Genomic DNA, 2,932 nt, shown 5'->3' on the forward strand with positions numbered 1-2,932 from the left:
GCGCGATTAATCGATCGATTTTTCAACAAATAGCGGCTTATTTTAGGAAAAGTCCGGCTATCGGCCACGGCGGGGTGAGTTGATCGGAGGATCCTTAGGCGCTATGCAGGAGGTAGATCCTACCTACACCCGCATCAGCATCGAAACCGCAGAACGGGTTAGCAACCAGTTGTCTAAGAGGGCAAGCGGCAATCTTGAATTCGAGCTACAGGGATCAGTACCACTGAATGTCCATATTCGAGGGGTCAGTGATGTCGACCTTTTAGCGATAGAAGCTGACTTTCATACCTATGATGCCCGTGGGTACATGAGTACATCGGGTCAGTACCGTTCACCGACCTCACGCACCTCAGTTGGGGTGTTAACTGCTCGCAGGGGGGAAATTAGTAAAGCTCTTCGCGATGCGTTTCCCGCTGCGACAATTGACACCTCTGGCTCCAAGGCCATTAAATTGCAAGGAGGGTCATTAGCGCGTCCAGTTGATGTCGTGCCTTCCCACTGGCATGACACTATTAGTTATCAAGCATCTGGTCAGAAACATGACCGTGCTGTCACCATCCTAGATTCGCATAAAAACACCACGATTGAAAACTGGCCTTTCCTGCACATCAAAAAAATACGAGAACGATGTGAAACCACGAGTGGTGGGCTCCGCAAATCAATAAGATTATGTAAAAACATAAAGGCAGATCTCGAGGCGGAAGGAAAAGCTGTAACGATCTCCAGCTTTGATATTGCCTCAATAATGTACCACGCCAACATGCATAGTCTCTCCGTTGGAGCCTACTATGAACTAGCGATATTAGCTGAGACCCAAAGATATCTGGATTACTTGTGGAACAACAAGGAAGAAGCGAGGCGACTGATAGTGCCAGATGGATCTCGCTTTATATTTAACACGGAAGACAAGTTTAACGGCTTGATGCATCTCTCCGTGGCCATGGACAGTCTCCTTCGGGAGGTCGCTAAAGAGCAAAGCTTTCTGCTGAGCTTATCCGAGAAGCCTATGCTCGATGCCAGCAGGGTAGCTGTGACCAACGCGATCATTTTGTAAAGGTCGCGTGCAGCGCTTGGAGACCCGTGCAGAGATCCGCCGAGCTGGATGCAGACTGTCATGCAGATGACTTATCCGCTGGCTACCAGTCATTGGTCAAGGTCGGTTGTTTTTGTGACCACTTGGATTCCAGTGCATGGTTGGCCACATCGGCGATGAAGCGCTGGGCTCCATTCGGCTGCGTCTGAGGAATTGAGGCGACGCATCCCCTGACAATATTAGGATATTCCCAGTACGCTCCGAAGGGCGCCTGCTGGGCAAAATCGAATGCCTCACGCTGTCGGTGCAACAGATATCTGAAATCTAGGATGAGGTGACAGCTATTCAAATGCGACACCCAGGTGGTATTTAAAATACGTTTCCACAGAGACTGTCAGCTTACAAAAAACGCCTATTTTCCTAGAGATTACATACCCCAATACCGGACGGACAGTACTCAAACCGGGAATTTACGTACCACATAATGGTTCGAGTCCGTGTGGGCCCACCATACTCAAAGCCGCGCATTGCGCGGCTTTCGCGTTTCTGGGTGGTTTTCCACTAATACAGTCCTATGGTCCAAAGGTACAAAATCGGTACAGTGCTGGTGCGCCAGTACACCTTTGGAGTCCTTTCAGATGGCAACATTAGTCAAAACCCCTTCCGGCACTTGGAAAGCTTTGATCCGCAAAACCGGCTGGCCAACAGTAGCCAAAACCTTCCGCACCAAGCGCGATGCGGAGGACTGGTCACGTCGCACCGAAGACGAAATGGTCAGAGGTGTGTATATCCAGCGCACCGGCTCCGAGCGCATGACGCTGGAGGCAGCCCTCAAGCGATACTTGAGCGACATCACCCCCACCAAGAAGCCCACCACTCAGCGTGGCGAAACCTCGAAGGCCAAAAAGCTCATCGAGCATCTGGGCAAATACTCACTGGCTGCGCTCTCCGCTGACATCATCGCCGGCTATCGCGACAAGCGCCTGAACGAGCCCAGCCGTGGTGGGACCATTAGCAACAACACTGTGCGCCTCGAACTGGCCCTGTTGAGCCACCTATACACCGTAGCGATTCAGGAGTGGGGGTTGGGCCTGACTTTCAACCCAGTGCTGAATATCCGTAAGCCTAGCCCTGGGGATGGTCGTGATCGGAGGCTATCGCCGGAGGAAGAACGTCTTCTGCTCGCGGCCGTGAATCGACATAGCAATCCTATGTTGGGCTGGATTGTTTGCATCGCTTTGGAAACGGGCATGCGCTCGTCAGAGATCTCATCCCTACGTCGACCTCAAGTGGATTTGGCAAAGCGCGTCATACGTCTCTCCGACACAAAGAACGACGGCTCGCGCACTGTGCCTCTAAGCAAGCGTGCCACCGAAGTATTCAAAGCCGCGATGGATAACCCGGTGCGACCAATCGACTGCAATCTGGTGTTCTTCGGCGAGCCTGGAAAGGACGGGAAGCGTCGGCCGTATACCTTCACGAAAATTTGGGGTCAGCTGAAGAAGAAGCTCGACCTACCTGACTTCAGGTTTCACGACCTGCGTCATGAGGCAGTGAGTCGGCTTGTCGAAGGCGGGCTATCTGACCAAGAGGTTTCTGCCATCAGTGGTCATAAGTCGATGCAGATGTTGAAGCGCTATACGCATCTTCGGGCGGAGGATCTGGTTGTGAAGCTTGACAGCCTGAAGGAAAAAAATAAGTAAAAATAAATTATATCAAATACCTAAAATCAATAGATTTCAATCAACGCCCTATAAATACTGGACCTAACACCAAAGAGCACGACCAAGACTAGGCGGCGGCAAAAACTGAGCGCAACACCTGACCAATCCGGTACGGTGAACCTATGTCATATCATGAACTCAGCATTGAAGAACGCATCACGATCCAGTTTGGCCA

Annotated in this window: 2 protein-coding genes; both read left to right on the top strand. The window is 51.3% G+C overall.

Features of this window, described 5'->3' with window-relative positions; genetic code table 11:
- Positions 1 to 103: 103 nt before the first annotated feature.
- Positions 104 to 1,054, top strand: coding sequence for a nucleotidyltransferase-like protein (locus DW49_RS0123425; protein WP_005614071.1), 951 nt, complete (start codon positions 104 to 106; stop codon positions 1,052 to 1,054).
- A 617-nt stretch (positions 1,055 to 1,671) separates the two neighbouring features.
- Positions 1,672 to 2,736: a site-specific integrase gene (locus tag DW49_RS0123430; protein ID WP_024419756.1), complete on the top strand. Its 1,065-nt coding sequence runs from the start codon at positions 1,672 to 1,674 to the stop codon at positions 2,734 to 2,736.
- The last annotated feature ends 196 nt before the right edge of the window (positions 2,737 to 2,932 follow it).

The organism is Pseudomonas avellanae BPIC 631, assembly GCF_000444135.1.
In the GTDB taxonomy this organism is placed as follows: domain Bacteria; phylum Pseudomonadota; class Gammaproteobacteria; order Pseudomonadales; family Pseudomonadaceae; genus Aquipseudomonas; species Aquipseudomonas avellanae.

Coding starts and splice junctions, on each gene's coding strand:
- DW49_RS0123425 (WP_005614071.1), top strand. CDS start 104: ATGCAGGAGGTAGATCCTACCTACACCCGCATCAGCATCGAAACCGCA.
- DW49_RS0123430 (WP_024419756.1), top strand. CDS start 1,672: ATGGCAACATTAGTCAAAACCCCTTCCGGCACTTGGAAAGCTTTGATC.